Annotated in this window: 23 protein-coding genes; 10 read left to right on the forward strand and 13 right to left on the reverse strand. The window is 61.4% G+C overall.

What is annotated here, in order from left to right:
- Positions 1-14 precede the first annotated feature (14 nt).
- The 3 genes from RRH01S_RS29555 to RRH01S_RS29565 form a co-directional block, all read right to left on the reverse strand.
- Positions 15-1,712, reverse strand: a complete 1,698-nt coding sequence (locus tag RRH01S_RS29555) for a hypothetical protein (protein ID WP_042476498.1) — start codon at positions 1,710-1,712, stop codon at positions 15-17.
- A gap of 244 nt (positions 1,713-1,956) precedes the next feature.
- Positions 1,957-2,583, reverse strand: coding sequence for a ribonuclease D (locus RRH01S_RS29560; RefSeq protein WP_007690347.1), 627 nt, complete (start codon positions 2,581-2,583; stop codon positions 1,957-1,959).
- 86 nt (positions 2,584-2,669) lie between these two features.
- Positions 2,670-3,488 carry a MerR family transcriptional regulator gene (locus RRH01S_RS29565; RefSeq protein ID WP_007690348.1) on the reverse strand — a complete coding sequence of 273 codons (819 nt, stop codon included), beginning with the start codon at positions 3,486-3,488 and terminating at the stop codon, positions 2,670-2,672.
- Positions 3,489-3,684: 196 nt separating this feature from the next.
- Between RRH01S_RS29565 and RRH01S_RS29570 the strand changes: the two genes are divergently transcribed.
- Both RRH01S_RS29570 and RRH01S_RS29575 read left to right on the forward strand, forming a co-directional pair.
- On the forward strand, positions 3,685-4,956 hold the full coding sequence (locus RRH01S_RS29570) for a 4-aminobutyrate--2-oxoglutarate transaminase (protein ID WP_042476501.1): 1,272 nt from the start codon (positions 3,685-3,687) through the stop codon (positions 4,954-4,956).
- Positions 4,957-5,030: 74 nt separating this feature from the next.
- The gene (locus RRH01S_RS29575; RefSeq protein WP_007690352.1) at positions 5,031-6,512 is read left to right on the forward strand and encodes an NAD-dependent succinate-semialdehyde dehydrogenase; all 1,482 of its coding nucleotides are present in this window, start codon (positions 5,031-5,033) and stop codon (positions 6,510-6,512) included.
- A 39-nt stretch (positions 6,513-6,551) separates the two neighbouring features.
- Here RRH01S_RS29575 and RRH01S_RS29580 read toward each other — a convergent pair whose 3' ends face one another.
- Complete coding sequence (locus tag RRH01S_RS29580; protein WP_080705500.1) at positions 6,552-7,325, reverse strand: metallophosphoesterase family protein; 774 nt, start codon at positions 7,323-7,325, stop codon at positions 6,552-6,554.
- Positions 7,326-7,575: 250 nt separating this feature from the next.
- On the opposite strand from RRH01S_RS29580, the gene copC reads away from it, so the two are divergent.
- Both copC and copD read left to right on the forward strand, forming a co-directional pair.
- Positions 7,576-7,944, forward strand: coding sequence for a copper homeostasis periplasmic binding protein CopC (copC, locus tag RRH01S_RS33740; RefSeq protein ID WP_110924676.1), 369 nt, complete (start codon positions 7,576-7,578; stop codon positions 7,942-7,944).
- Positions 7,945-7,997: 53 nt separating this feature from the next.
- Positions 7,998-8,828 (forward strand): copper homeostasis membrane protein CopD, encoded by an 831-nt coding sequence (copD, locus tag RRH01S_RS29590; RefSeq protein WP_153511127.1) that lies wholly within the window; start codon positions 7,998-8,000, stop codon positions 8,826-8,828.
- Between the two features lie 3 nt (positions 8,829-8,831).
- On the opposite strand, the gene RRH01S_RS29595 is transcribed toward copD, so the two are convergent.
- Both RRH01S_RS29595 and RRH01S_RS29600 read right to left on the reverse strand, forming a co-directional pair.
- Entirely contained in the window at positions 8,832-9,602 is a 771-nt protein-coding gene (locus tag RRH01S_RS29595; RefSeq protein ID WP_042476504.1) for a TIM barrel protein, read from the reverse strand.
- Between the two features lie 69 nt (positions 9,603-9,671).
- Positions 9,672-10,616 carry a helix-turn-helix domain-containing protein gene (locus RRH01S_RS29600; RefSeq protein WP_042476507.1) on the reverse strand — a complete coding sequence of 315 codons (945 nt, stop codon included), beginning with the start codon at positions 10,614-10,616 and terminating at the stop codon, positions 9,672-9,674.
- Positions 10,617-10,702: 86 nt separating this feature from the next.
- Between RRH01S_RS29600 and RRH01S_RS29605 the strand changes: the two genes are divergently transcribed.
- The 5 genes from RRH01S_RS29605 to RRH01S_RS29625 all read left to right on the forward strand — a co-directional run bounded on the left by RRH01S_RS29605 (position 10,703) and on the right by RRH01S_RS29625 (position 16,947).
- Positions 10,703-11,977 carry an ABC transporter substrate-binding protein gene (locus tag RRH01S_RS29605; protein ID WP_007690364.1) on the forward strand — a complete coding sequence of 425 codons (1,275 nt, stop codon included), beginning with the start codon at positions 10,703-10,705 and terminating at the stop codon, positions 11,975-11,977.
- A gap of 112 nt (positions 11,978-12,089) precedes the next feature.
- Entirely contained in the window at positions 12,090-12,950 is an 861-nt protein-coding gene (locus RRH01S_RS29610; protein ID WP_007690365.1) for a carbohydrate ABC transporter permease, read from the forward strand.
- Positions 12,947-13,783 (forward strand): carbohydrate ABC transporter permease, encoded by an 837-nt coding sequence (locus tag RRH01S_RS29615; protein ID WP_007690368.1) that lies wholly within the window; start codon positions 12,947-12,949, stop codon positions 13,781-13,783. The genes RRH01S_RS29610 and RRH01S_RS29615 overlap by 4 nt, the downstream gene beginning before the upstream one ends.
- A gap of 16 nt (positions 13,784-13,799) precedes the next feature.
- Positions 13,800-14,888, forward strand: a complete 1,089-nt coding sequence (locus tag RRH01S_RS29620; protein WP_007690370.1) for an ABC transporter ATP-binding protein — start codon at positions 13,800-13,802, stop codon at positions 14,886-14,888.
- 55 nt (positions 14,889-14,943) lie between these two features.
- Positions 14,944-16,947, forward strand: coding sequence for an aldo/keto reductase (locus RRH01S_RS29625; protein WP_007690372.1), 2,004 nt, complete (start codon positions 14,944-14,946; stop codon positions 16,945-16,947).
- A gap of 99 nt (positions 16,948-17,046) precedes the next feature.
- Here RRH01S_RS29625 and RRH01S_RS29630 read toward each other — a convergent pair whose 3' ends face one another.
- Positions 17,047-17,580, reverse strand: a complete 534-nt coding sequence (locus RRH01S_RS29630) for a methylated-DNA--[protein]-cysteine S-methyltransferase (RefSeq protein WP_042476512.1) — start codon at positions 17,578-17,580, stop codon at positions 17,047-17,049.
- A gap of 192 nt (positions 17,581-17,772) precedes the next feature.
- Complete coding sequence (locus RRH01S_RS29635) at positions 17,773-19,038, reverse strand: flavin monoamine oxidase family protein (protein ID WP_042476515.1); 1,266 nt, start codon at positions 19,036-19,038, stop codon at positions 17,773-17,775.
- 114 nt (positions 19,039-19,152) lie between these two features.
- Between RRH01S_RS29635 and RRH01S_RS35285 the strand changes: the two genes are divergently transcribed.
- Positions 19,153-19,359 carry an LrgB family protein gene (locus RRH01S_RS35285; protein WP_012650682.1) on the forward strand — a complete coding sequence of 69 codons (207 nt, stop codon included), beginning with the start codon at positions 19,153-19,155 and terminating at the stop codon, positions 19,357-19,359.
- A gap of 306 nt (positions 19,360-19,665) precedes the next feature.
- Here RRH01S_RS35285 and RRH01S_RS29645 read toward each other — a convergent pair whose 3' ends face one another.
- The 5 genes from RRH01S_RS29645 to RRH01S_RS29665 are packed head-to-tail and all read right to left on the reverse strand — an operon-like array spanning position 19,666 to position 24,385.
- Complete coding sequence (locus tag RRH01S_RS29645; RefSeq protein WP_042476518.1) at positions 19,666-20,625, reverse strand: sugar phosphate isomerase/epimerase family protein; 960 nt, start codon at positions 20,623-20,625, stop codon at positions 19,666-19,668.
- A gap of 17 nt (positions 20,626-20,642) precedes the next feature.
- Positions 20,643-21,650 carry a Gfo/Idh/MocA family oxidoreductase gene (locus tag RRH01S_RS29650; RefSeq protein WP_007695012.1) on the reverse strand — a complete coding sequence of 336 codons (1,008 nt, stop codon included), beginning with the start codon at positions 21,648-21,650 and terminating at the stop codon, positions 20,643-20,645.
- Between the two features lie 10 nt (positions 21,651-21,660).
- A complete protein-coding gene (locus RRH01S_RS29655; protein ID WP_007695013.1) occupies positions 21,661-22,635 on the reverse strand; it encodes an ABC transporter permease in 975 nt (324 codons plus the stop codon).
- Entirely contained in the window at positions 22,635-23,411 is a 777-nt protein-coding gene (locus RRH01S_RS29660) for an ATP-binding cassette domain-containing protein (RefSeq protein ID WP_007695014.1), read from the reverse strand. Before RRH01S_RS29660 ends, RRH01S_RS29655 begins: the two co-directional genes overlap by 1 nt.
- Before the next feature lie 17 nt (positions 23,412-23,428).
- Positions 23,429-24,385, reverse strand: coding sequence for an ABC transporter permease (locus tag RRH01S_RS29665; RefSeq protein WP_012650681.1), 957 nt, complete (start codon positions 24,383-24,385; stop codon positions 23,429-23,431).
- Between the last annotated feature and the right edge of the window lie 87 nt (positions 24,386-24,472).

Below are 24,472 nucleotides of genomic sequence, written 5' to 3' on the forward strand. Positions count from 1 at the left end.
GTGGCCCGGCTATTTCATTCCCAACCGACCATGCGCCGATAGAAATCGAAGGCGTGATCGGACAGAGGATCGACCGGCGCGGGAGCCGGCAGCGCTGCTATTTTCGGCGCAACAGGTATGGCCGAAGCGGAAATCACTTCAACATTGGCGTCCTCGGCGGCTGGATCGGCGGCAGCAGCAGCCGGTTGATCCGCCTCCTCGGGCGGGGATTCGTCCTCGCTGTCGTCGCGCGCCGTCTCTCCGCCCTGCCCCTGTTCGCGCTCCTCATCGACCAGGTCGACGCGATCGACCCGTTTCGGATCGTCCTCGGTGGGGGTATCAGCCGGAAGGTAATGTGCGATCGCGAAGGGAATGCCGAGCAGCGGAGCGATCGTCGTTCCCGTCTGCGCCACGGCCTCCGACATATCCATGATCGTCATCGCCGGCACATTACCCTGCGATTTTACGGGAAGTGCGGCGGCCGGTGCAGTCTGCGCCTCCTCGGAGGAAGCCGCGGTCTGGCCCGCCAAGGCGGCGGCGAGGTTCCTGAGGCTCTCGTCACGGACCGTCTGCGGTAATGGTTGCAGATCCTGCTGACCGGCGGCAAGCGCCTGCGCAATGACCCGTTCGGCAAGCGGCATATCGCTCCGGGTGACCTGCGGAAGATCGGGGCCGGTCACATCAATCGCGGGGCTGATGACGACCTGCAGCCCTTGCTTGATATCGGCCTGTAGTTGCTGGATGTCACGCGGCACCGGCGGTGGCGTGAGGGGAGATCTGATCAAGGCGATTTCGGTCGGAAGCTTTGCTTCGCCCACCGCCGCCAGAGGCAGCGATGCGGTGGGGAGTGCCTTGTCTTCGACGATGACGGCAATCTGCGGAAGGACACCCCGTTCAGCAGCGGGCATGCTTGCGGCCTGCGGCGTCGCACTGACCTGCGGATTTGGAGCGGTTTGCGGCATCACGGCGGCCTCCAGCTCATGCATGGCCTCCGGAACCGGGATCACTACGGGACCGGCAATTGTCTGGAGGATAGTCGTCGCTGCCTGCTGCGGAGCCTGAGCGGAAGGCGTCGAAGGAGAGGCGGTAACAGGCGTGGGAGATGGCGCTGCCATCTTCTCGGGCAAGGCCGACGGGGCTGTCGTTGCCGTATTGGTGGCAGCCGCCTCCGAGGTCTTCGGCATCGCCTGCGCCGGGATCGGGGTCTGCTGCCCGACCGCATCTGGTTCTCCGGCATTCTGGCCATAGGAATTGACGACTGCCCTGATGACCGCATCTGGCTCCTGCGTCAGGGATGCATCCAGACTGACGGCGATCTGCACCGCTTTCGGGCTATCCGGATTGTCGAGGGCTTCAGCAAGCAGCGGCAGAGGAACCGGCGTTTTCATCTGCGCATTCAACTGTTGCTGGGCGGCGGCAAGTTGCTGGGGTGGCAGGCTTCGGATTGCATCGACCAGCCGCTGCGCCAGGGCAGCATTGCTCTCGCCGGGCTCGCGCGGAACGTTCAGCGCCACGCTGGCGGCGTCGATGGCCGACAGCAGGCTTTCGAACATCCGCTCGCGTGCCACAGCCAGCAGCATGTTCAGCTTGCCTCCGGCGCTGGCGTTCACCGCACTCGACAGAACCGCAACCGGCGTCGCGGCAGCCTGGACGCTGGATGTTTCGGCGGTGGCAACCACCGGCTTCTCAATGGACGCACCCACAACGGAAACTGCGGCAACGGGAGACAACATGACATGCTCCTCTGTCTGGCAAGACGGTGTTGGAAGCGGGAGGCAGGTTCAGTCAAGGTCCGCTCATGCGGCCGGTCGCTATTCGAACGCCGGAAGCCGGCAAGGCAACACAAGAAGGCGCCGATCGAATGCATGCAATCAGAGGCAGAATAGCAGCGCGTTTCTTAACAGATTGCTAAAGAAAAGCCGGTCCAGCGGAAGCGGCACCGGCTTTTTCAGTCGTTTTGTCTTTTGGCGCGGCTGATCAGCTATGCGCGAAAATATCGGCCTCTTCCCAGCCGAGGAGATCGAGCTTGGCGCGGGTCGGGAGAAAGGCGAAGCAGGCTTCCGCATGTTCCATGCGGCCATCGCGTACGAGACGTGCCGTCAGCTTGTCGCGCAACGCATGCAGGTAGAGGACGTCTGAGGCGGCATATTCGAGCTGCGCCGGCGACAGCTTCTCTGCCGCCCAGTCGGAAGACTGCTGCGCCTTGGAAATATCGACCTCGAGCAGTTCCTTGAGATTGTCCTTCAGGCCGTGACGGTCGGTATAGGTGCGGCAGAGGCGTGAGGCGATCTTTGTGCAGAAGACCGGCGTGGTGGTGACGCCGAAGGTATGGAACAGTACGGCGATATCGAAGCGGCCGTAGTGGAAGATTTTCTGGCGGGTCGTATCGGCGAGCATGGCGACGAGATTGGGCGCTTGGCTCTGGCCCGAGGCGATGCGGATGATATCAGCGGTGCCGTCGCCCGGCGAAAGCTGCACAACACAGAGCCGGTCGCGGCGGGGGATGAGGCCAAGGGTTTCGGTGTCGATGGCTATGGCGCCGGTATAGCGGGCGGCATCGGCGGCGGAAATATCGCCTTCGTGATAGCGGATGGTGGCGGCCATGAAACTCTCCGGGCTTACTATCGGCTGAAACTTGTTATCGTCCTGTTTTATAGAACAGGCAGGGATATAGCGATACCGCGCGAGGCCTAGAATGTCGGCGGCGTATTGATCCAGAGCAATATGGTCTCGCCGTCGTGACGGTTGCGCCAGGAATGGTCGCGGCGGCTTTCGAAGTAGAGCGAATCGCCCGGCATCAGATCGAAGAACTGGTCGTTGTCGAGCACCAGCTCCAGCCGGCCGGCGAGAATATGGATGAACTCCTCACCGTCATGTCGATAGGCGCCTTCGCTGGTGGCGCCAGGCGCCAGGACGAAGCGATGGCAATCCATCATCGTCCGCCCCTCGGCGAGAAGCTGGACGGTCACGCCCGGCGTCGTTTCCGGCCAGGCACGCCATTCGCCCGACCGGATCAGCACTGGCACGTCCTCGCGCTCCTCGCCCGACAGCCGCGAGACCGTCGTGCCATAATAATCGGCGAGATCGTGCAGGGTCTTGAAGCTCACGCCCTGCGAAGTCCGCTCCAGCGTCGATAGTGTCGAGGATGTAACGCCCATGTCGGCGGCGACCTGATCCAGCGTCTTGCCGGCCGCATGACGGAGCGCCCGCAGCTTGCGGCCAATGCCGGAGGACGCCGCCTGCTCGCCATTCTCCGTACCCGGCAGGGTCGCGTCTTCCGTCTCCAGGGCTTCGCGGATCGCGGCGGGATTGAGCCCGCGCTCGGCGCGAAACCAGGAAATCCGCTTCAGCCGCGCGACGTCCTCGGCGCTATACTGGCGGTGTCCGGTGTCGGAGCGGCTGGGAACGACCAGACCCTGGCTCTCCCATAGCCTGAGCGTTGAAGCCGACACTCCCGCCAGACGCGCCGCCTCCGCCACCTTGTAGCGCACGGGCTCGATGCTGTTCATTTGCCAATGATTCCTGATCTTAGTCTTTTGATTTGCTTAGCATGGATGGCCGGCTTGCGTGAGCCTCGACCGCTTTCTTGTCACCCCTACAAAATGCCGCTTGATATCTTGCAGGAAAAATGTAGGAATTTTTCTAAAGAACTTGCAGAAGTTCTGCAAGATAATTCGAACTTTCTTATCCCTGGAGAACAGCGCGATGACCCTGACAGACCGGAAGAACGCCGCCATTTCCCGCGGCGTCGGCATGACCACGCAGATCTATGCCGACCGGGCTGAAAATTCGGAGATCTGGGACAAGGATGGGCGCCGCTACATCGACTTTGCCTCCGGCATCGCCGTCGTCAATACCGGCCATCGCCATCCCCGCGTCATCGCCGCCGTCAAGGAGCAGCTCGACCGCTTCACCCACACCTGCCATCAGGTCGTGCCCTATGAAAACTATGTGCATCTTGCCGAGCGCCTCAACGCCCTGACGCCGGGCGATTTCGCCAAGAAGACCATCTTCGTCACCACCGGCGCCGAAGCGGTCGAGAATGCCATCAAGATCGCCCGCGCCGCCACCGGCCGTTCGGCCGTCATCGCCTTTGGCGGCGGCTTCCATGGCCGCACCTTCATGGGCATGGCGCTGACCGGCAAGGTCGTGCCCTACAAGGTCGGTTTCGGCTCGATGCCGGGCGACGTCTTCCATGCGCCCTTCCCGGTGCCGCTGCACGGCGTTACCGTCGAGCAGTCACTCGCCGCACTGAAAAAGCTGTTTGCCGCCGATGTCGACCCGCAGCGTGTTGCCGCCATCATCATCGAGCCGGTGCAGGGCGAAGGCGGTTTTTACTCGGCGCCCGCCTCCTTCATGAAGGCACTTCGGGAACTTTGCGACCAGCACGGCATTCTGCTCATTGCCGATGAAGTACAGACCGGCTTTGCCCGTACCGGCAAGATGTTCGCCATGGACCATCACGAGGTCGCACCTGATCTCATGACGATGGCAAAGAGCCTTGCCGGCGGCTTCCCGCTGGCCGCCGTCACCGGCCGGGCCGAAATCATGGATGCGCCGGGACCGGGTGGCCTCGGCGGCACCTATGGCGGCAATCCGATCGGCATCGCCGCCGCTCATGCCGTGCTCGATGTCATCGTCGACGAGGACCTCTGCAACCGCGCCAACCAGCTCGGTTCGCGACTGAAACAACGGCTGGAATCGCTGCGCGACAAGGTGCCGGAGATCGTCGACATTCGCGGACCAGGCTTCATGAACGCCATTGAGTTCAACGATGCGACGACGAAACTGCCGAGCGCCGACTTCGCCAATAAGGTACGGCTGATCGCCCTCGACAAGGGCCTGATCCTGCTCACCTGCGGCGTCCACGGCAATGTCATCCGCTTCCTCTCGCCGATCACCATTCAGGACGGCGTATTCAGCGAGGCGCTCGACATTCTGGAAGCCTCGATGCTGGAAGCAAGCGCCGGCAAATAACGGCGCTTGCGCCAATCCTATTCCCAGAACGCCCGGCGAGATAGCCGGGCAATATCCTCTCCGGAGTGCATATCATGACCTTCACGACCGCAATGACCAAGCATGTTCCCTTCTCCTCGCCCTTCCTGCGCGATGCCGGCTACATCAACGGCGTCTGGACCGCCGGCGGTGCGACGAAGACCTTCGATGTCATCAACCCGGCAACCGGCGAAGTGCTGGCGAGCCTGCCCGATATGGGCGCTGCCGAGACCACCGCAGCGATCGACGCGGCCTATGCCGCGCAAGCCGCCTGGGCTGCCCGCCCGGCCAAGGAACGCAGCGCCATCCTGCGCAAATGGTTCGACCTGATGGTCGCCAATGCCGACGAGCTTGGCGCCATCCTGACGGCGGAAATGGGCAAGCCCTTGCCCGAGGCCAAGGGCGAGATCCTTTATGCCGCTTCCTATGTTGAATGGTACGCGGAAGAGGCCAAGCGCATCTATGGCGAGACCATTCCGGCTCCCTCCAACGACAAGCGCATGCTCGTTATCCGGCAGCCGGTCGGCGTCGTCGGCACGATCACCCCCTGGAACTTCCCGGCGGCGATGATCGCCCGCAAGGTTGCACCGGCGCTTGCCGTCGGCTGCACAGTGGTCTCCAAGCCCGCCGAGCAGACGCCGCTGTCGGCAATCGCGCTCGCGGTGCTGGCTGAGCAGGCCGGCATTCCCGCCGGCGTGTTCAACGTCATCGTCGGCGTCGACGGCCCGGCGATCGGCCGCGAGCTCTGCGGCAATGCCAAGGTACGCAAGATCAGCTTCACCGGCTCGACCGAAGTCGGCCGTATCCTGATGCGCCAGTGCTCCGACCAGATCAAGAAAGTCAGCCTCGAGCTCGGCGGCAATGCCCCGTTCATCGTCTTCGACGACGCCGATCTCGACGCCGCCGTTGAAGGGGCGATCGCCTCGAAATACCGCAATGCCGGCCAGACCTGTGTCTGCGCCAACCGCATCTATGTCCAGTCGAACGTCTATGACGCCTTCGCGGCCAAGCTCGCCGCCAAGGTGGCCGAGCTTGCGGTCGGCGATGGCTTTACGCCCGGCGTTGCCATCGGCCCGCTGATCGACGAGCAGGGCATCGCCAAGGTCGAGGATCATGTCCGCGATGCCGTATCGAAGGGTGCAAAGGTGCTGACCGGCGGCAAGCGCATCGAGGGCGCCGGCACCTTCTTCACGCCGACCATTCTGACCGGTATCGACCGTACCATGAAGGTCGCCCGGGAAGAGACCTTCGGCCCCGTCGCGCCGCTCTTCCGCTTTGAGACAGTGGACGATGTGATCGCGCAGGCGAACGACACCGAATTCGGCCTCGCCGCCTATTTCTTCGCCGGTGATCTGAAGAAGGTCTGGCGGGTTGCCGAGGCGCTGGAATACGGCATGGTCGGCATCAACACCGGCCTGATGTCGGCGGAAACCGCGCCCTTCGGCGGTATCAAGCAATCCGGTCTTGGCCGCGAAGGCTCGCGCCACGGCGCCGACGACTATCTCGAGATGAAGTATCTCTGCATCGGCAATCTCTAGGGCGCCGTGCAGTCAAGATGAAGCATCGTAGCCGGCTAACTATGTCGTCGTGATGAGGACGCGGCCCTGCCACAGCCGGGCCGCTGTCAGCTTTCCGGAATAGAAGGCGCCGGTATCGATGTTGAGCCGCAGCCCATCCGCGTCGGCTTCCTTTACCGGCGTGTGACCGTGAATGATCAGTTTCGGCAGCGGCTGCGCGCTGTCGTGGAAGCGTGAGCGGATGTAGACAAGATCGTCATCCGCCTGCTCCGCGATCGGCAGGTCCGGATCGATCCCGGCATGAACGAACAGCGCCTCCGGCGTGTCGAGCAGGATCGGCAGGCTGCGGAGGAAATTGATATGGTCGTCGGGCAGCCAGGTCCGGATGAAGGTATCGAGCTTCTTCTGCTGGGGATATTGCTGGCGCAAGGTATGGATATCCGCACCGTAGGACTTCAGCGTCGCGTCGCCGCCGAGCGCCACCCAGTCGTCCAGCGATATGTCTCCGTCGATATAGTCGAGCATCGCCATTTCGTGATTGCCGGTGAGGCAGACCCGGTCGAAACCATTGGGCGGTGGCGCCATCAGCCGGCCAATGACCCGCGCCGAGGCGGGACCCCGATCGATATAGTCGCCGAGCATGACGATCAGCTTGCGGCCGGGCAGCGTGGCGGCATCGGTGAAAATCTTGCGCTCCAGCGCGCTCAGGAGATCGTAGCGTCCATGCACGTCGCCGATCACATAGGTAGGCATATTCAGGAGATCGAGCCGCTCACGCCGACGCTGCTGGCCGAAGCCACGCGTCATTTTTTCGCGTATCGTATTTGCCACCATGAAACTCTCTCATCGAAGTATCAGCATCCCGAGCGCTCTACCCCATATCTGCAGGAACGATCGAAAAACGACGATTCTTTGCCGAGCCATGGACATAAACGCTTCTGTCAGCCCTCTACCTCGCCTCAAGCCGTCAAGAAAACGTTACCTTGCGGCAAAGCGTCCTGAATGTGCTCATTTCGCATGGCAAAAGTTGACATGATGTACCCACAATCCTATCGCGCTCGATAAGCCAAGAGGAGGACTTTTCATCGCTACGACCATTACCAGGCTCGGCCTTGCCGCCGTTCTCGCCCTCGGACTTGCCGGACAGGCCTTTGCGCATGCGCATCTGAAATCGGCGGCACCCGCCGACAAAAGCACGGTCACAAGCTCGCCCAGCGAGCTGGACCTGACCTTCACGGAGAGCCTGAACCTCAAATTCTCCGGCGTCAAACTGACGGGTCCGGACAAAACAGCCGTCAAGCTTGGTGATCCCGGGCTCACACGGAATGACAAAGTTCTGATAGTTCCCGTTTCTAGCCCCCTTGGCTCCGGCACCTACACGGTCGAATGGCATGTCCTTTCCACCGATGGCCATAAGACCAATGGCAGCTACACCTTCACCGTAAAACCTTGATCGACCCGGATACAGCGCTGGCGGCATGCCGGTTCCTTCACGATGCATCACTGATGCTTCTGTGGGGCACCTCGGCCTATCTTTGCCTCATGGTGCCGAAAGTCCTGGCTGACAGGGTCTGGCAGATGTTCGCTGGCACATCGGTCGTCACGGCTTTGCTTGCCGGCGCGACAGCCTTCGTGTCGCTGCCGCTTGCAGCCGCCAGCATCGGCAACGGCTGGAACGACGCCATCAATGCCGGCACGCTCCACGCGGTCTTGTTCGAGACGACGGTGGGGCAAGCCTGGCTCGCACAGGCTGTGGCCGCCCTTATCGTTCTTCTCGCCCTGCCGCTGCCGGGGCGTAGGCGTCATCGAGGTATTGCACTGGGCTCCGGTCTCGGCCTTGCAGCCCTCGTCCTGACCGGGCATGCCTCGATGCATGAGGGATGGCTGAGGATGGCGCATCGCGCCAACGATATGCTGCACGTTCTGGCCGGTGGCGGCTGGTTGGGCGCGCTGGTACCGCTGATCCCCATTCTCCGGCTTCTGAGCCAGCCTGAATATCGAGTTGAGGCGCTGCTCGCACTGCGACGTTTCTCCACGGCCGGGCATGTTGCCGTCGCAATGGTCATTATCTCCGGCATCGTCAATACGACGCTGATCCTCAAACATCTGCCAACGGACTGGTCGTCGCCCTATCAAGCGCTGCTTGGCCTCAAGATCGCGCTTGTCGCCGGCATGAGCCTGCTGGCGATCGTCAATCGCTATGTTCTCGTGCCGCGCATCGGGCATGATCAGGCGCGGGCGCTGAATGCCATCCGCCTCGGCAGCATCGCCGAGATCGTCCTCGGTATCGCCGTTATCGCATTGGTCGCCGTCTTCGGCATGCTCGAGCCGGTCTGACCGTCAGGCTGACAGCAACTTCACCACCGCCTGAACAGCTTCGGCATCCCCCGTCTTCGGCCTGTATTCAAGGCCCACACTGCCCTCGTAACCATGGGCAAACAGCCAGTTCAGCCGCTGGACCAAATCGATCTCGCCCGTACCCGGATCGTTGCGGCCGGGGTGATCGGCGACATGGACATGGACGATGCGATCGACGCGTCTGCCGATGGCATCCTCCGTTCGCTCTCCCATCACGGCCGAATGGTAGATGTCGTAAACGATGCCCACTTCCGGCCGGCCGACCTCGTCGACGATATCGAGACCTTCCACCGTCGAGGACAGATAGTAGCCGGCATGATCGACCAGCGTGTTCAGCGGTTCGAGGCCGAGGCGCACGCCCGAACCTTTGAGAATATCGGCACCGGCACGCAGGGCGGAGACCAAGGCGGCGCGCTGCTCGACGCGCGAAAATTCCGGCAGATCGTCTCCCGCCTGCGCGATCAGAACCGGAGCGCCGAGGCGCTGGGCCACGCCGACGGATGCCCGCAAGCCCTCCAGCCAAGCCTCCTTGTTAGCCGGATTCGTCAGCGCAATCATCGGCTCGGCGACAATGCCGGCAACCGCGATGCCTGTTTCAGAGATCGCCGATGCGATAGCATCCAGATCCTTGTTCGCCCAGCGCCAGAACTCGACCGCGTTGAGACCGGCCGCGTGCGCCAGCCGGATACGATCAGCGAAATCATCGCCCTCGCGGGCAAACAGCCACTCGATACACGCCGAAAATTGCCTCATGAAATTCTCCTCTCCAAACAAGCCTTGAGGAGTGCGACAGATCGACGGCGGCGGCAAGGGGCTCCGTAGCTAGAATTGCGGGGCCGGTCGTCGCATCGGGGGCCGGACGGCCTCGACGTTCATCGCGGTCAGGACCCGCATGTCGCGGCGGAAGTCCGAGGGCGTCATGCCGGCAATATGGCGGAAGGACTTGTTGAAGGCGCTGATCGAGCCGAAACCGCTGTCCATCGCCACCTGCAGCACATTGGCACCATCGCGCATCAGCATCGCCTGGGCGCGCGACAGGCGCAGCAGGTTCACATATTTACTGAGCGTCATGCCAGTGCATTTCTTGAAGAGGTTCATCGCATATTTCGGATGCAGGTCCGCCGCCTTGGCGATATCAACCGTATCGATGTCGTGCAGGAAATTGCCGGCGATGAAATCACACATCCGCGCCAGGCTGCGGGACGATTGCGGATGCACCTGCCCACCCATTTCGGGCTCCCGTTTTTCCGGCAGCATGAGATAGGGCTCGAAGGCGATGCGCTCCAGGCGCAGCAGAAGTTCGGCGACCGCATGGCCGGCCTTGGCCGGATCGCCGGAGACGGCATAGCGATGCCAGCGCGCGAAATTCTCGTTGTCGGCAGCATCCGTCGCAGACGTCACCAGGATCTGGCCTCGCATCAGTCGGCCGGAAATATCAAGCGGCAGGCGCATACGGAAAAAATGCACCAGCGGCAGATGCGCGCCAGCATAGATCGAATCCTCCGACGAATCATCCATCTGATGCGGCTGGCCGCCCCAGAACAGACAGATATCGCCAGCCTGGAGCTGAACTTCATGATCGTTCATGCGGTAATGCACGGTGCCACGCATGATATAGTTGATCTCGACCTGCGCATGCCAATGCGGCTTCGCCATCAAGGGAGGATGGGTGTGAAACATCTGCAGGGTGGTCGGCAGCCCTTCGATGCTGCTCGCACCCGGCTGATAGACCGCTCGATCACCCACCTTACTTTTCGCCAAGTCAATGTTCCCTTTTTAGGAGACAGAAGCGTACCGACAGATAGTTTAAGCGTGTTCGTTAGAGGACGGCAATTGAAAAGGGAGGATTTTCAATGCGTTTAAAACTTCTTGGCGCGACTACGCTCGCCGCCATGCTTGCTTCCGGCTCCGCATTCGCCGAGCAAACCACCATTACCGTCTGGAGCTGGAACGTCGCCGCATCGGCGCTGAAATCCACGCTTGAGGGCTTCAACAAAAAATATCCGGATATCAAGGTCGATGTGCAGGACATCGGCAACCCGCAGGTCTTCGACAAGATGCTGCCCGCTTGCGCCGCCGGTGGCGACGGTCTGCCGGACATCATGTCGATCGAGAACCACAAGGCCTCGATCTTCTGGAACCGTTTCCCGGACTGCCTGACCGATCTGACGAAGCTCGGTTATACGGACGAACTCAAGAAGCAGTTCCCGGATTTCAAGCGCGCCGAGCTCGAAGTCGGCGATGCCGCCTATGCCATGCCCTGGGATTCTGGTCCGGTCGCGGTGTTCTACCGTCGTGATCTCTACGAGAAGGCCGGCGTCGATCCGGCAACGATCAAGACCTGGGACGATTTCATTGCCGCAGGCAAGAAGATCTCCGCCGCCAATCCGGGTGTGATCATGGCGCAGGCCGATCTCAACGGCGACAGCGAATGGTTCCGCATGCTCGCCAACGAGCAGGGCTGCGGCTATTTCTCGGATGACAGCCAGAGCATCGCCGTCAGTCAGCCAGGCTGCATCAAGGCCCTGGACAAGGTGAAGGAGATTAAGGATGCAGGCCTGCTGAGTGCAGCGAACTGGGACGAGAAAATCCAGTCGAACAATGCCGGCAAGGTCGCGTCGCAGCTGTATGGCGGCTGGTATGAAGGCACTATCCGTTCGACGTCGCCGGATCTCGCCGGCAAATGGGGCGTCTATCCGATGCCAAGCATGACGGCCGACGGCCAGCATGCGGCCAATCTCGGCGGTTCGTCGCTGGCCATCGCCAGCAGCTCGAAGAACAAGGAAGCCGCCTGGAAGTTCCTGGAATATACGCTTGGCACCAATGAAGGCCAGGTCACAATGCTGAAATCCTTCGGTCTCGTGCCGTCGCTGCTGACGGCGGTCAAGGACCCCTTCGTCAACGAACCACTGCCGTACTGGGGTGGCCAGAAGGTCTGGGCCGATATTCTCTCGACCCTGCCGAAAATCCGTCCGAGCCCCGGCACCCAGTATTTCAGCGACGCCGATGCAATCATCAAGGCGGTGCAGACGAAATACCTTGCGGGCGGCTATCCGGACGGCAAGGCTGCGCTCGACGATGCAGCCCAGCAGATCGCCTCGGCGACCGGACTGCCGATCGCAAAGTGAGTGACACAGCCGGGCGCGCCTCCCAAGCCGCGCCCGGCATCCCCGCCGCCCTTGAGGCGGCGGGGATGTGCCTTGCACGTCACCTCATTGAGAAAAAAAGGAGAAGGCTTTCATGCGGTTGCGAAACCGGAGCGCTTACGCGTTCCTTGCGCCCTATCTTCTGGTGTTCGCCACCTTCTGGATCTGGCCTATCATCAATTCGTTCCTGATTTCGTTCCAGAATACGCGCGTCAATCCCTGGATATTCAGCGCGACGGTCAATTGGGGGCGCCTATTCGGCGACCCAGCCTTCTACAACGCGCTTACCAATACGCTGATCATCCTGGTGATCCAGGTGCCGGTGATGATCTCGCTCGCCACCGTCATGGCGGTGCTGTTGAACTCGCCGCTTCTGAAGGCAAGGGGCCTATTTCGCTTTGCCTTCTTCGCCCCGGTCGTGGTCGGCGAAGTCGCCTATGCCGCCGTCTTCCGGCTGATGTTCAATCTCGATTTCGGCATTATCAATAAGCTTCTCAGCGGTGTCGGTATCGCTCCGGTTTCGTGGTTCGCCAATTCGCATGCTGCCATGTTGCTGATCATCATCGCCGTGACCTGGCGCTGGGCCGGCTACAATGCCATCATCATCCTCTCCGGGCTGCAATCGATCCCCGAGGATGTCTATGAGGCTGCCACGCTCGACCGCGTCGGCCCCATCCAGCAATTCATCCACATCACCCTGCCGCTCCTGAAGCCGATCATCCTTTTCTGCGTGGTGCTGTCGGTCATCGGAACGATGCAGCTCTTCACCGAACCGTATCTGATCACCAACCGCGGCGGCCCCGGCGGTGCGACCGAAACCCTAGGCCTGCTGCTCTATCGCCAAGGCTTCCAGTCGACCAACTTCGGCTATGCCTCCGCAATCGCTTACACCATGGCGGCATTGGCGGTGGCGATCTCTCTCCTCAATCTCTGGGTGGGGCGCGAACAAAAATGAAATCGAAGTCCAAATCCACTCTGATGCGTTCGATCGCGCTGCATGCGCTGTTGGTGCCGCTCGCGCTTATCTGGCTGTTTCCGCTCTGGATGATGTTCATCTTCTCGACCATGCCGGACGAGGGCATCTTCAGCCCATCCATCGTCCTGACACCGTCGACGAGCTTCTTAGACAATGTCCACAACCTGCAGGCCGACACCAACTTCTTCGGCGCGTTGACGATCTCCATCGTCGTCGCGATCGTCTATACCATCCTGTCGGTTTTCCTGACATCGATGGCCGGATGGGCGCTGGCCCGCTACCGCTTCCTCGGCCAATCCGTTGTCATCGGCATCATCCTCGGAACAATCACGCTGCCTTATTCGGTGGTCATCATTCCGCAGTTCATCATGGTGGCGCGCAATTTCGGGCTGGCGAACACCTGGGTCGCGCTCATCGTGCCGCCGCTGTTCAACTCGCTCGGCGTGCTGTTCATGCGCCAGGCCTTCTCGATGATGCCGGCCGAGCTTTTCGACGCGGCCCGCGTCGAGGGTGTCAAGGAGTGGCAGATCTTCCTGCGTATCGCCCTACCGCTCGCAAGGCCGACCATGGCGGCGCTCGCCATCATCCTGTTCCTCGCTTCCTGGAACAACTATCTCTGGCCGCTGCTGATCAACTCCCGGCCGGGCATGATGACGGCGCCGGTGGCATTAGGAACGCTGATCGGCCTCACCAAGGTCTCTTGGGGCGGCATCATGGCCGGGGCGGTCATGCTGACAGCACCGATCCTCATCATCTTCGTTCTCCTGCAACGTCATTTCATCGCCGGCATCGCCGCTGGCGCAATCAAGTAATTCCGGGAGATCCCGTATGGCAGAACTGTCTCTTACCAATATCGTCAAACGCTACGGTTCGCTGGAAATCATCCACGGCGCCAACCTGGAAGTGAAAGACGGCGAGTTCGTCGTCTTCGTCGGCCCGTCCGGATGCGGCAAGTCCACGCTGCTGCGCATGATCGCCGGGCTGGAGGATATTACCAGCGGCGAGCTCAGCATCGGCGGCCGCGTCGTCAACGATGTCGAACCGGCCGATCGCGGCATCGCCATGGTCTTCCAGTCCTATGCGCTCTATCCGCACCTGACCGTCGAGCAGAACCTCAATTTCGGCCTGCGCATGAACGGCAATCCGAAAGCCGACACTGACCGTCGCGTCAAGCAGGCTTCCGAGATCCTGCAGATCACCGAGCTGATGCAGCGTCGGCCGAAGCAGCTTTCCGGCGGCCAGCGTCAGCGCGTCGCCATCGGCCGCGCCATCGTGCGTGAGCCGCAGATCTTCCTGTTCGACGAACCGCTCTCCAACCTCGACGCCGAACTGCGCGTGCAGATGCGCGTCGAAATCTCGCGTCTCCACAAGAAGCTCGGCACCACGATGATCTACGTGACGCACGACCAGACGGAGGCGATGACGCTCGCCGACAAGATCGTCGTGCTTCGCGGCGGCAATATCGAACAGATCGGCGCGCCGCTCGATCTTTACGACGATCCCGTCAACCAGTTCGTCGCCGGCTTCGTCGGCTCACCGAAGATGAACTTTCTGCTGGCCGAGGTCGTCGACAATCAACCAGGCCGCATCGCGGTGGTCCTGCGCAATCAGCGCAACGTCCGCTTGTCGCTGCCGACCACGACCGCTCGGGTCGAAATCGGCGAGCAGGTGACGCTTGGCGTTCGCCCCGAACATTTCCTCGAGGCCGGACGCGGCGATGTCGACATGACCGTCGACATCGATGTTGCCGAGCATCTCGGCAATACCAGCTACATCTACGCCAATGTCGCGGACGGCGAGCAGATCGTGATCGAGCGTGAAGAATCCCGCAATGCCAGCAATCGGGACACGCTGACCGTCGCCCTCTCCGCAGCCAAGACATTCCTGTTCGACAGCGCCGGCAACCGATTGCGATAGGCGCCCATTCCAACCGCTCCCAAGACAGCATGAAGATTGAGGAAAGGATAGTTTCATGAGTACAGACGCACCCATCCGCTGGGGCATCATCGGCCCCGGCACGATTGCCAAGACATTTGCCGACGGCGTTGCCCATTCGCGCGGCGGCAAGCTCGTAGCCATCGCCAGCCGCAACCCCGACAAGCCCGGCCTTGGCGACAACTTCCCCGGCGCACGCATCGTCAATGGTTACGAAGCACTACTCGCCGACAAAGACGTCGACGCCATCTATATCGCCACGCCGCATACCGGCCATGCCGAATGGGCGATCAAGGCAATCCGCGCCGGCAAGCATGTCCTCGTCGAAAAGCCGATTGCACTCTCCGCCTATGATGCCGAGGCGATCTATTACGAAGCCACGAAGGCCGGCGTTTTCGCCGGTGAAGCCTTCATGTACCGTGTGCATCCGCAGACGGCGAAGCTGATCGAACTGGTGAAAAGCGGCGTGATCGGCGATATCCGCATCATCCGCTCGTCCTTCGGCTTCAACATGGGCAGCGTCAGGCCGGAACACCGGCTGTTTGCCAATGAAACCGCCGGCGGCGGCATTCTCGATGTCGGCGGCTATCCTGTGTCGATGGCACGGCTGATCGCCGGTGCAGCCGACGGCAAGCCGTTCCTCGATCCTGACAAGGTCTCGGGCGTTGCCCATCTCGGCCAGACGGGCGTCGACGAATGGGCGTCAGCCGTGCTGAAATTCCCGAACAACATCATCGCCGAAGTTTCCTGCTCGATCATGGCGAACCAGGACAATACGCTGCGCATCATCGGCTCCGAAGGACGTATCGAAGTCAAGGATTTCTGGTTCGCTTCCGGCCATAAGGGCGGCGTCGGCAAGATCGAACTCATCAAGGGCGGCGAGACGCAAGTCATCGAAGTCAAAGAAGACCGTTGGCTTTATTCCTTCGAAGTCGACGCCGCCGGCGACGCCATCCGCGCCGGAGCCAAGGAATTCGCCTATCCGGGTATCGGCTGGGCCGATTCGATCGGCAACCTGCGCGTTCTCGACCAATGGCGCGCCACCATCGGCCTCGAATATGAGGTTGAAAAGGCGACGCGGCGGACGACGAACATCGTCGGGGCACCCGTCACCAAGGGCAACAGCGTTCCAAAGCGCAGTATCCCCGGCATCGCCAAGCCGGCCTCGATCGTCACCCTCGGCTTCGAGTTCTTCCCGAATTTCGCCGCGGCATCGCTGACGCTCGACGCCTTCTACGAGGCCGGCGGCAATGCCTTCGACACCGCCTATGTCTATGGCGGCGGCAAGACCGAAAGCATTTTCGGCGATTGGCACACCAGCCGGAAGGTGCCGCGCGAGGAGATCGTGCTGATTGGCAAGGGCGCGCATTCGCCGCTCTGCTACCCTGATATGATCGGCAAGCAGCTCGATCTGTCACTCAACCGTCTGAAGACCGACTATGTCGATATCTACTTCATGCATCGCGACAACACCGCCGTTCCGGTCGGCGAATTCGTCGATGCCATGGACGCAGAGGTCAGGGCCGGCCGCATTCGCGGTATCTTCGGCGGCTCCAACTGGACCCGCGCCCGCTTCGACGAGGCGATCGCCTATGCCGAGAAGAACGGCAAGACGGCTCCGGCAGCACTTTCCAACAACTTCTCGCTGGCGGAAATGCTCGATCCGATCTGGGCCGGTTGCGTCGCTGCCTCCGACGACGACTGGAAGAGCTGGCTGAACGCCAAGCAGATCCCGAACTTTGCCTGGTCGAGCCAGGGCCGTGGCTTCTTCACCGACCGTGCGGGCCGCGACAAGCAAAGCGACGAGGAGCTGGTGCGCGTCTGGTATTCCGACCGCAATTTCGGTCGTCGCGACCGCGCGATCGAACTGGCGCAGAAGCTCGGCCGCAACCCGATCCATATCGCGCTCGCCTATGTCGTCGCCCAACCCTTCCCGGTCATCCCGCTGATCGGCCCGCGCACGATCGCTGAACTGGAAGACAGCCTCTCGGCGCTCGACATCAAGCTGACGCCGGAACAGGTGAAGTGGCTTGAAGGCTGATACCAGCCTATAGTCGGCCCGGTTGCCGCGCATAGGGTGAAACGCAAACGGCCCGCTCCTCCAAGGAGCGGGCCGTTTTGTTATTGTCGCCTCGTTGGATCAAGCCGCGAAATCGAATGCCTTGGTTTCGGAGCCTTCGAAGCCGAGAAGATAAGTTTTCCGCTCGAGACCGCCGGCAAACCCACGCAAATCCCCGGCGGCACCAATGACACGATGGCATGGCGCGATGATAGAGATCGGGTTTCGGCCATTGGCGGCGCCGACCGCCCGGATTGCCTTGGGAGCGCCGATCTGCCCGGCAATCTGCGTGTAGGAGCGCGTCTCGCCGAAGGGGATGGTGAGCAGCGCCTGCCAGACTTTCTTTTGAAACGCCGTGCCCGAAAAATCGAGCAGAAGATCGAAGATCCGCCGCTCGCCGCCGAAATATTGCCGCAACTGCCGCTCCGTTTCCACCAGAACCGGATGGTCTTCATCCTCCGCGACGATAGTCAGGGGTACGCGGCCCGGCCGGTCATTGTCCCAGAGGATCGCCGCCAGGCCCTTGTGGCTGGCGACAAGCTTCAGCTCGCCAACCGGCGACGTCATCAGCTTGAAAACATGCTCTTGTCGCGCATCATGCACTGTCTTGGCCATATCGATTTCCTCCTGCCGGGGCCGGAACGAATGAGCCTGACGGCACTCCCCGCGTCTTCGGCCCGATCGCGGTGATTCGACTACATCACCAACACTACCAATATGGCCATGGCGACCTGCAATCGCCCACCCGAAAAGCGTTCCCGTCGAACGAAAGCGCACTATTGTGAGGCTGCATTTTTGCTGATGCGTTCAAACGAGCGTCTTCGCAATGGCCTCCGCGGCGGCGAAGCCGGTTTCGTAGGCGCCATGGGCCGTGGAATAGCGCGTCACTGAGCAGGCTTCACCGGCAAAGAACAGGCGCTGATCATGAGGCGCGGCAAGGACCTGCCGCTGATCGGAAGCGCCGGGCACCGCATAGGAGTAGGATCCGCCGACAAAAGGCTCGCTTGCCCAGGCGGACATGACCGCCGGCGACAGCATGTCCTCAACACTCGAACCGAAGAAACGCTTCAGCTGTTCCACCGAGAAATCGAATGCCGCGCCGATCCCCTCCCGCTCCAGATCATGGGCAAGATCGCCGGCAAAATAGGTCTCGATGACGGGGGCGCCAAAAGGCTTCAACTGATAGGATCCGGTTCGTCCGCTATGATAGGAGCCGAGAATATGGGCATCGGCCGGAAAGGCCTCCGGCGTCCGCACCTGCAGGAAAAGCTTGTTCGCCAGCCCCAGCGGCAGCTGTGATGCCGCCTCGATCTTGCCCGGAAGCGGTGGCCAGAACGCAATTTTTTCGGCCGCGAGAATATTCGTGGAGACGGCGATGACGACGGCCTTCGCCCTTAGATCGCCCCTCGCGGTCGATAGAACAACGTAATCGGCGGCACTGTGGTCGATACGGCGGACTTCCGCTTCGGTATGAACCGGGAGTGGAGCTGCGTAGGTCGCAACCAGCGTTCCGTAACCCTGCTGCACCCGCCAATCCGGACCCGGGCCGGGATCGTAGCGGCTCTGATCGATAGCAGAGGATCGGTCTAACTCCGCGCCGGTAAGGAACGTGCCTAGCGCGTGGATATAGCCATTCCAGGGATTGCCCGCCGCAAGCAACGCCGAAAGCGGAGCGTCCTCTTCACCCTCATAGGTATAGATCCGTTCGAGGAACGTGTTGGCCGCAATACGCGCCGCCTTGGCATCGCTGTCGTCCCTCTGCAATTGCAGCCCGCCCTCGCTCCAGGGCGCCGGCGTGCGATCGACCGTCAGGCCGATCTCTTCGGCGATCCCCGTCCAGGCATTTGTCCTGGCGCCATGCAGCCAGCCACAACCAAGATCGAGCGCAAGACCGCCGAGGTCGGCCGGATGCACCGTCCGCGCCCGGCCGCCGATGCGATCGGAAGCTTCGAGCAGCACAAGCGACAAATCGGGTCGTAGCGCTTGCAGCCGCCGCGCCGCGCCAACGCCGGCAGCTCCCGCGCCGATAATGGCGACATCGACGCTGCCGCCCGCCAAAGTTTCACCAGACATTCCGTTTCCTCGAGAAGAAGCCGCTTACCTTGCGATCGACCATGTTGATCCTATAGCAGGCAGCTGCCCCGCGGACTAAGGGGGAAAATCGACATGAGGTCATGATCGGCATTCATGGGTCAGTCGCCGTGCTTGGGAATTAAAACGCGCAAAATCAAAGCGCCGGCGCGTCGCCTTGCGAACCGATCCGCGACATTGGGTCAGACTATCAACCTCGTCAGTGGCGTCGCTATTGTCTGGACCCTTGGCGACGAGCGCTCGGTTGCACTTTCCATGGCGCCGAAGGCGGTGACGACGCCGATCACTATGGCCGTCCCGTAGGAGATCGGCGCAATTCCGACGCTCGCGCCATCCTGGGCGGTATCATCGACGCCGTTGCTCAAGCACCTGTGCATCGATGATTGGCGCGCCCACCGTCTCGCCGCAGATGTCACCGCTGCGCAGGTCACCGCTCACAGCGAACTGAACGCGGCGTTCACCGCCCTCGGAATCGCCCTGACCGCCCTGCTTTTGCCCGTGCTTATGATGATCTGGCAATAGAAGCGTACAGGTTCAGTGCGCCTGCGATGTGATTGCCACCAAAGGCGTGAGGTTCACACTGCAGTGGCCATTCAGCGGGAGGATCGATCATATCGCCTGAGGTACGAAGTCGCTCGCAGCCACAGGCATTACGCCCTTGAGGAGTGCGATAGACTTCTCCAGCCCTTCGAGGCTGTTAAGCAGCACATCCTCGTGCTCGACCGACAGCCAACCGTCGTAGCCCGCCATCTTCAGGTGATAGCAGAATTGGCGCCACCATTCCTCGCCATGACCGAAGCCGAGCGTGATGTAAGACCAGCTACGGGCCGGGATGTCCATCAACGAGCCGTTCTCGAGAAGCGACGTCGTCGCCTGAACAGGACCGTTCAGCATCGTGTCCTTAGCATGCACGTGATGTACGGCCTCACCCAGAGCCAAGGCCGCGACAAGCGGATCGGCGCCCATCCAGAACAGATGCGATGGATCGAGGTTTGCGCCAATGACCGGACCGACGGCGGCGCGCAGTTTCAGAAGCGATGGCACATTGTAGACATACTGGTTGCCATGCAATTCCAGTGCGATGCGTCCGACACCGTTTTCTCTCGCGAGGGCGGCGATCTCCGTCCAGAACGGCAGAAGCTTTTCCTCCCACTGATAGCGGAGGATGGCCTGCGTTTCCGGCGGCCATGAGGAGACGACCCAATTTGGCATCAGATCGCCTTCACGGCCGGCGGGCAGGCCGGACATAGCGCACACCGTCTTGATTCCCATGTCGCCAGCGATACGGATCGTGTCCTTCAGGCATTCGCCCTGCTCCGGCTGGGTGGGATGCAAGGGGTTGCCGTTGGCGTTGAGGGCGATAATCTCCAGACCGCGATTTTCGAACGCTTTGGCGAAGTCGCGGCGCGAATCGGCGCTCGCCTTCATCGACTGCAGATCGAAATGCGGCGCGGTCGACCAGCCGCCTGTGTTGACCTCGACACCCGAGACACCAAGTCGGGCCGCGTTGTCGAGAAGCGCTTCAAAGGACATGCCGCCGAGGCTGTCGGAGACGAAGCCGAGTTTCATGAGTGGATCCTCTTTTGTCAGTGATAGAGAGACGGCTTGTCCATCTTTGCGATTGTGACGCGCCCACCCTTCCGGAGCGCCTCGACGCCAGCTTCCGCGGCAAGAGAGGCGCAATAGCCGTCCCAGGCATCGGAAGCGATAACCGGAAATACGCCGGTTCGAACGAAGTTCAGGAACGCCTTGTTCTGCAGCCGATAGGCTTCCGCGAAACGAGGACGCCAATCGGTTGCATAACGCTCGTACGCCATCAGTTGACCGTTCTGGCGGATATAGACCGGGGCATTGAGGAAGATCGATCCCTTCTCGCCGACCAGTTCGCCGCGCACGTCATAGCCATAGGCCGCATTGTTGTTGATTTCGATGTTCACGAGCTGGCCCTTGTCGGTTTCGAGGACCATGAACACCGGCGCTCCCGTCCTCGATGCATTAATGCCGGCCGGCTGAAAGACCGAAATTGCCGTGTAGTCGGCGCCCAGCACAAAGCGCGCGACATCCAACTCGTGGGGTGCGGAGTTGGTGATCGCCATCTGCCCGGTAAAATTCGCCGGCGCTTCGACGTTGCGGTGGAAGTTGTGCATCATGATCGCATGGCCGAGCGCGCCATCGTCAAGCCCCGCTTTCATATCACGATAGGACGGATCAAAGCGGCGCATGAAGCCGAGTTGAACGAACTGGCGACCACGCGACACCTCCGCCTCGATCACGACCAAGCACTCCTTCGCGCTCTGTGACAGTGGCTTCTCGCACAGGGCCGGCTTTCCGGCCTCGATCGCGGCGAGCGACAGCGGCGCATGCGTTTCGTCGGGGCTCGCGATCAGGATGGCATCGACATCTCCTCGCCCTATTGTCCCGACCGGATCGATGGAGACATCCGCGGCACCGAATTCTTCCGCTATCTTTCGCGCGCGCTCCGGCGCGGCATCGCAGACCACCTGCAAGGTTGCTCCCGGCAGATCTTCGGCGACGATCCGTGCATGGTCCGCCCCCATGATGCCGGCACCGATAATCGCTATTCTGACTGACATTCCGATATCCTTATTTCTTGAGAGCCCATTGGCGAAGGGAGCGGTCGCCGTAGGCAGCGAGCACGACGATCATCCCCAATATCAGGATGAACCACTGCGGCTGCACACCCATGACGACGAGATAGGATTGGATGGAAGACAGCACGAATGCGCCCATCAGCGCGCCAATCAGGGAAATGCGCCCGCCGGCAAGCAAACAACCACCCAGCACGCAGGAGGCGATCGCCTGGAGTTCCATGAGCCGCCCCATCGAGCCATCCGCAAAGCCGAGCTTGCCGGCTTCCAGCGCCCCGCCGAAAGCGGCGAGCATACCACACAAGACGAAGGCCGACAGTTTGATACGATCCACCCGGACACCACGGGAATGGGCGCTCTCGGCCGAGCCGCCGACGGCGAGAAGCCGGTTGCCGAACGGCATCGCCTTCAACATCACCCAGAGAACGACGAGCACCACGATTAGCCAGTAGAAGGCTGTGTTGAAGTTGAGGAAGTCACCCCCGCCGAGCACGACGTAGGTCCAGCCCTTGCGCGCCGCATAGGGAATGGAGAACGAGAATCCTTCCGTTAGCGCGATGGCGATGCCGCGGAAGATCATCAGCGTACCGAGCGTGATAATGAGGGATGGCGTACCGGTCCGCGTGACGAGCAGCCCGTTGATCAGGCCAATCGCCGACCCAACCAGTATCGCGGCCATGACGGCGACCGATGGATCGACTCGCGCCGCAAGCCAGAGATAGGCGAGCGCGCCCATCCCGAACGTCGATCCAACCGAGATATCGATCTCCCCGGTTCCGATCACCAGCGCGACGCCAAGGCTCATCAGCCCCAGGGTTGCCGTCACCTGCAGGATCGTCCCGATATTGTAGAGATTGGCCCAGTTGCCGTCCGAGGTGGCGGAGAAAATGACGACCAGAACGAGGCCGATCAGAAAAATGCCAAGCTCCGAATGACGCCGAATGAGCGGTTTGGCGGCCGACAGTGCCATCAGACCACCTCCTTCTTTTCAACGACGCGGCCGCCTTGGCGGATGACGTCCTCAAGCGCTTCGGCGGTCATGGCATCCGTGGATGCGTCGGCGACCTTTTCGCCATTTTCCATGATGACGATGCGGTCGGCGAGCTTGTGGACCTGGAAGATGTCGTGGGTGATATAGATGACGAGCAGGCCCTGCTCCTTGAGCTGCACGGCAATCTCGTTGACATGCTCGCGCTCTCGCACCGACAGATGGTTAGTCGGCTCGTCCATGATGATGACGCGGTTCTTGAACTCGACGGCGCGACCAATCTTGACCGACTGACGCTCGCCGCCGGAGAGCCGCTCTACCTCGTCATCGGCGGAGACATTCTCGCGCAGGCCGAACTGCCGAATGACTCGGGCGGATTTTTCGCGCATCTTGCCGAAGTCGAGAAAGGGGATGCCGAGGATGCGTTTGACGGGCTCCCGTCCAAGGTAGAAATTGCGTGCAATCGACAGGTTGTCGCAAAGCCCGACGGATTGCTGGATCGTTTCGATTCCCTGGTCGATGGCAAGCTTCGGGTGAAATTTTTCGACTTTCTTGCCGTCGAAGAAGACCTCTCCGGATGTCGGAGCATGGATCCCGCAGAGAACGCGGATCAGCGTCGTCTTGCCGGCGCCGTTGTCGCCGACCAGACCGACCAGTTCGCCGGCATGAAAGTCGACCGAGACATTTTTCAGGGCATGGAAGGCGCCGAAATAAAGGTCGAGGTTCTTGACCTGAATAAGCGGGTGATTGTTTGTCATTTGAGCGTCCTCCCGCATCAAACACTGTGCCCGAGGAAGCGGGCCAGTTTCTGGTTGAAGATGATTGCGATGATGAGCACGGCGCCGACGAAGGTGATGTACCAGGATGATGGCGCACCGAGCGCGATCAGTTCGTAGCGCAGGCTGACGACGATGAGCGCTCCGAGTATGGTGCCAAGGATCGAGCCGCGTCCGCCGGTCAAGAGGCAGCCGCCGATGACGGCGGCGGCGATCGCCTCGAGCTCCATGTTTTCGCCGAGCGTTACGTGGGTTTGCGGCTGGTTGCACAGCGTCAAGATGCCGGCGAAGCCCGCCAGCAGGGAGCAGAGGATGAACGTTGCGATCTTGATGCGATCGGTCTGGACGCCGCGCGATTCTGCGCTCTCCCGGCTGCCGCCCGTCGCCAGAAGGCGGTTACCGAACGGCGTCAGCCATAACACAAGGGCAAGAACCGCAGCGACCAGGATCAGCCAGTAGATCGCAGCTTCGACGCCAAAGAGGCTGCCGCCCAAAAGCAGCGTCAGCGGATGGCTGCGCGCATCAGGCGAGAAATTATGGACCGAGCCGCCGGTCCATACATAGATGATGCCGCGCGCCGTAAAGAGACCGCCGAGCGTGACGATCATCGATGGCAACTGTCCCTTGACGACCGCGATACCCTGGACGAGGCCTGCCGCCGCCGCAATGACCAGCGCCAGGACAAGGGAGCCGGGCACGCCGAGCGCCGGCTCCATGGTGATAAAGGCGACCCCGGTGAGGCCATAGACCGAACCGACCGAAAGGTCGATCTCCCTGGTAATGATGATCAGAGCCTGACCCATGGCCACGAAGGCAAGGATCGCTGTGAATTGGGTGACGTTCGACACTGTCTGAACGGTCCACCAACCCGAGAAATCGATCACCGTGAAGACGGCAAACATGACGACGACACCGACGATTGCGCCGAGGCCCTGGTTTCGCAGAAGATGCTTCATGAGACTTGGACTCGCTGATTAGAACTGCGCTTGAGGCGCAATCGAAGGAAGGCAGCCGAGCCTTCAAGAGGCTCGGCTGCCCGGCTT

Origin of the sequence: Rhizobium rhizogenes NBRC 13257 (assembly GCF_000696095.1) — a bacterium.
In the GTDB taxonomy this organism is placed as follows: domain Bacteria; phylum Pseudomonadota; class Alphaproteobacteria; order Rhizobiales; family Rhizobiaceae; genus Rhizobium; species Rhizobium rhizogenes.

Excerpts from the sequence above, each read along its gene's own strand:
- RRH01S_RS29565 (WP_007690348.1), bottom strand. The coding sequence starts at position 3,488 with ATGAACAGCATCGAGCCCGTGCGCTACAAGGTGGCGGAGGCGGCGCGT.
- RRH01S_RS29595 (WP_042476504.1), bottom strand. The coding sequence starts at position 9,602 with ATGAGGCAATTTTCGGCGTGTATCGAGTGGCTGTTTGCCCGCGAGGGC.
- RRH01S_RS35285 (WP_012650682.1), top strand. The coding sequence starts at position 19,153 with ATGGGTCAGTCGCCGTGCTTGGGAATTAAAACGCGCAAAATCAAAGCG.
- RRH01S_RS29645 (WP_042476518.1), bottom strand. The coding sequence starts at position 20,625 with ATGAAACTCGGCTTCGTCTCCGACAGCCTCGGCGGCATGTCCTTTGAA.
- RRH01S_RS29620 (WP_007690370.1), top strand. The coding sequence starts at position 13,800 with ATGGCAGAACTGTCTCTTACCAATATCGTCAAACGCTACGGTTCGCTG.
- RRH01S_RS29575 (WP_007690352.1), top strand. The coding sequence starts at position 5,031 with ATGACCTTCACGACCGCAATGACCAAGCATGTTCCCTTCTCCTCGCCC.
- RRH01S_RS29580 (WP_080705500.1), bottom strand. The coding sequence starts at position 7,325 with ATGGTGGCAAATACGATACGCGAAAAAATGACGCGTGGCTTCGGCCAG.
- RRH01S_RS29635 (WP_042476515.1), bottom strand. The coding sequence starts at position 19,038 with ATGTCTGGTGAAACTTTGGCGGGCGGCAGCGTCGATGTCGCCATTATC.
- copD (WP_153511127.1), top strand. The coding sequence starts at position 7,998 with ATGCTTCTGTGGGGCACCTCGGCCTATCTTTGCCTCATGGTGCCGAAA.
- RRH01S_RS29630 (WP_042476512.1), bottom strand. The coding sequence starts at position 17,580 with ATGGCCAAGACAGTGCATGATGCGCGACAAGAGCATGTTTTCAAGCTG.
- RRH01S_RS29650 (WP_007695012.1), bottom strand. The coding sequence starts at position 21,650 with ATGTCAGTCAGAATAGCGATTATCGGTGCCGGCATCATGGGGGCGGAC.
- RRH01S_RS29660 (WP_007695014.1), bottom strand. The coding sequence starts at position 23,411 with ATGACAAACAATCACCCGCTTATTCAGGTCAAGAACCTCGACCTTTAT.
- RRH01S_RS29625 (WP_007690372.1), top strand. The coding sequence starts at position 14,944 with ATGAGTACAGACGCACCCATCCGCTGGGGCATCATCGGCCCCGGCACG.
- RRH01S_RS29655 (WP_007695013.1), bottom strand. The coding sequence starts at position 22,635 with ATGGCACTGTCGGCCGCCAAACCGCTCATTCGGCGTCATTCGGAGCTT.
- RRH01S_RS29560 (WP_007690347.1), bottom strand. The coding sequence starts at position 2,583 with ATGGCCGCCACCATCCGCTATCACGAAGGCGATATTTCCGCCGCCGAT.
- RRH01S_RS29665 (WP_012650681.1), bottom strand. The coding sequence starts at position 24,385 with ATGAAGCATCTTCTGCGAAACCAGGGCCTCGGCGCAATCGTCGGTGTC.
- RRH01S_RS29605 (WP_007690364.1), top strand. The coding sequence starts at position 10,703 with ATGCGTTTAAAACTTCTTGGCGCGACTACGCTCGCCGCCATGCTTGCT.
- RRH01S_RS29555 (WP_042476498.1), bottom strand. The coding sequence starts at position 1,712 with ATGTTGTCTCCCGTTGCCGCAGTTTCCGTTGTGGGTGCGTCCATTGAG.
- RRH01S_RS29610 (WP_007690365.1), top strand. The coding sequence starts at position 12,090 with ATGCGGTTGCGAAACCGGAGCGCTTACGCGTTCCTTGCGCCCTATCTT.
- RRH01S_RS29570 (WP_042476501.1), top strand. The coding sequence starts at position 3,685 with ATGACCCTGACAGACCGGAAGAACGCCGCCATTTCCCGCGGCGTCGGC.
- RRH01S_RS29615 (WP_007690368.1), top strand. The coding sequence starts at position 12,947 with ATGAAATCGAAGTCCAAATCCACTCTGATGCGTTCGATCGCGCTGCAT.